Annotated in this window: 3 protein-coding genes and 1 pseudogene; all 4 read left to right on the top strand. The window is 66.8% G+C overall.

The annotated features are described in order from the left end of the window. The coding region (locus tag QH283_RS14875) for an ABC transporter permease (protein ID WP_280503589.1) at nt 1–330 on the top strand (330 nt) is incomplete at its 5' end. After that, complete coding sequence (locus QH283_RS14870) at nt 330–1,493, top strand: MCE family protein (RefSeq protein ID WP_280503588.1); 1,164 nt, start codon at nt 330–332, stop codon at nt 1,491–1,493. The genes QH283_RS14875 and QH283_RS14870, both read left to right, overlap by 1 nt. After that, the gene (locus QH283_RS14865; RefSeq protein WP_086845876.1) at nt 1,490–2,497 is read left to right on the top strand and encodes an MCE family protein; all 1,008 of its coding nucleotides are present in this window, start codon (nt 1,490–1,492) and stop codon (nt 2,495–2,497) included. The genes QH283_RS14870 and QH283_RS14865 overlap by 4 nt, the downstream gene beginning before the upstream one ends. Next, a pseudogene (locus QH283_RS14860) lies at nt 2,497–2,689 on the top strand (MCE family protein); the annotation flags it as partial. The gene QH283_RS14865 and the pseudogene QH283_RS14860, both read left to right, overlap by 1 nt.

The following is a 2,689-nucleotide window of genomic DNA, read 5'->3' as shown; positions in this document are numbered from 1 at the left end:
TGCGTCGCGCTGATCGTCGGCTACACCGCCACCCAGCTCGTGACCGTGGTGATGGCCGGACAGGCGTCAGGAACCTACGGGCACTACTTCGATGTCTTTCTGATTCCGGGCGATGTTCTCTGGTCGTTGGTGAAAGTGCTCTGCATGGCAGTGGTGGTGATGTGTGTGCACTGTTACCACGGCTACCGCGCGCAGGGCGGACCGGCCGGCGTCGGCGTCGCAGTGGGGCGAGCGGTCCGCACCTCACTCATCGCGATCATGGTCATCAATCTGCTGGTCGGCATCGCCGTATACGGCGGTACCTCCGGCGCGGTGAAGGTGGCCGGCTGATGGGACATCTGCGCCAATTCGGTGACCGGGTCAACATCGCTCTCGGACTTGCCTTCGTGCTCACGGTAGTGGCCGTCACCATGCTCTCCGTCGGCATCTACCGCGGCAGCTTCTCCGACGTGGTCCGCATCACCCTGTACGCGGACCGATCCGGCCTGCTGCTCGAGCAGGGCTCCGAGGTCAAGATGCACGGGGTCGTGGTGGGCCACGTCGAAGACCTCACGTTCATCGATGGCCGGGCCCGCATCACGATGACCCTCTCGGCCGAGCACAGCTCCGCCATCCCCTCCGATGTCCGAGCCGCCATCGACCCGACCACCCTGTTCGGTCGCAAATTCGTCGTGCTCAGCGCGCCGGAGGGCACAAGCGCCCGGGGTATCGCCGATGGCGCGGTGATCCCCGAGGCCACCGTGACCAGCGAGGTCGACGACCTGCTCGAAGCATTGGTCACCGTGCTGCGCACCATCGAGGTGGACAAACTGAAATCCACGGTGGACGCGGTCACTGCGAGCCTGCGCACCCGCGGTCCGGAAGTCGGTCGGCTCGTGGACGACCTGCGTGCGTTCCTCGGGGAGTTCAATCCGCACCTGGACACGCTCCAGCGGGACATGCGGGCAGCCGGGGACGCCGCAGACGCGCTGGCCGCGGCCGCACCGGATCTGCTCACCACCGTCGACCGGCTCAGCACGACCAGCGACACCATCACCGAACAGCAAACGGAGCTCAGCGCATTCCTGCTCAGCTTCACCGCGTTCGGCAACAGCGGCGCCGACTTGTTCGCGACCAGCGGCGAGCCACTGCGAGCGGCGGCGGCCGCACTCAACTCCCCCACCGCCGTACTGAGCGAGTTCGCCCCGATCTACCCGTGCTTCCTGGCCGATCTGGCCACGACCAACGCACTGCTGGAGAACACGAACAGCGGCAGCGGCCGGCCCGGGCTGAACATCCTGGGCACGCTGCTGATGGGTGACCCGCCGTACCGGCCATCGGTGAATCTGCCGCGGACCGGCCTCGACAACGCCCCGAGCTGCTACGAAACCGGCGACGAGCCCCCCGGCCACGTGCGGTTCGACGACGGAAGCAACGCATACCACCCGGTCACCGACCCGACGGACTACATCGGAAACCCGTTGGCGGAGTTGTTGTTCGGAGGATGGCGATGAGAATGTTGACGACCTCGGCGAAGCTGCTCGCGTTCATGGTGGTCACCACCGTGGCCGGTCTCGGGGTAGCCACAGTCGCCGGCAATATGCGGTTCGGGCCGACGACGAGCTACTCGGCGGTGTTCACCAACGCCTCCGGATTGTCCAACGGCTCGGACGTGCGGGTGGCGGGCGTACCGCTGGGCAAGGTGGAATCGGTTCGACTCCACGACGACGGGCACGCGCTGGTCACCTTCGACCTGTCGACCCGGCGGCCGCTGACGACCGCGACCACTGCCGCCATCCGCTACAAGAACCTCATCGGCGACCGATACCTCGACTTGTCCGAGGGCGAGGGCGACAGTCGGCCGCTGTCCGACGGCCGGATCCCGGTCTCGCAGACCACCCCCGCGCTGGACCTCGACCAGGTCGTCAACGGATTCCGGCCGCTGCTGCAGGGGCTCGACCCCGAAGAGACCAACCGCATGGCCCGTTCTCTCGTGCAGGTCCTCAACGGACAGCATTCTGCGGTGGCGGACATCGTCCGCCGTGCCGGCACGATCACCACCACGCTCGCTGATCGTGACGCCGCAATCGGTGCGGTGATCGACAACTTCACCGTCGTCCTGAATACCGTGCAACAGCGCGGGGATGCATTCGATCAGCTGCTGGTCTCGCTGTCGCAGTTGCTCGAAGGGCTCGACGCCGACAGCGCGATCATCACCTCGGCCCTGGACCGGGTCGACGGTCTCACCGCCGAGATGAGCGATCTGCTCCTGGACAGCCGCGCCGACCTGCGCAGCGACATCGAGGGACTCGGCCACCTGGCCGCCGGCCTCAACGCACGCACCGACACGCTGAACCTGGTCCTCGCCCGGTTGCCGGAGACCTACCGGCTGATCGGCCGAGTGGCCGGTTACGGCAGCTTCGTCAACTTCTTCGTCTGCGGGCTGGCCATTCGCTACGGCCCCGGCGTCGACGGCCAGACCCCGATGTTCACTTCTCCCGCAGACAGGTGCAAGTGATGGCAGCCAAGCACCGCTCGTTCCTGACGCTGGACCGGGTGCGCCTCGGCGTCACCGGCACGCTACTCATTGTCGGCGCCCTGGTTCTGGCCCTGAACCTCGAGTCCGTCCCTGTCCTCGGCCGAGGCATCACGGTGCATGCCGAATTCGCCGATGCCAGTGGTCTCGCCGTTGGTGACTCGGTGCAGATCC

This window comes from Nocardia farcinica (genome assembly GCF_029867845.1).
GTDB classification, from domain to species: domain Bacteria; phylum Actinomycetota; class Actinomycetes; order Mycobacteriales; family Mycobacteriaceae; genus Nocardia; species Nocardia farcinica_A.
The sequence above is the reverse complement of the archived record's forward strand: the minus strand, read 5'-3'. Positions and strand labels throughout refer to the sequence as shown.

What these genes read in the sequence shown, in the direction of transcription:
- QH283_RS14870 (WP_280503588.1), top strand. Translation starts at nt 330, where the DNA reads ATGGGACATCTGCGCCAATTCGGTGACCGGGTCAACATCGCTCTCGGA.
- QH283_RS14865 (WP_086845876.1), top strand. Translation starts at nt 1,490, where the DNA reads ATGAGAATGTTGACGACCTCGGCGAAGCTGCTCGCGTTCATGGTGGTC.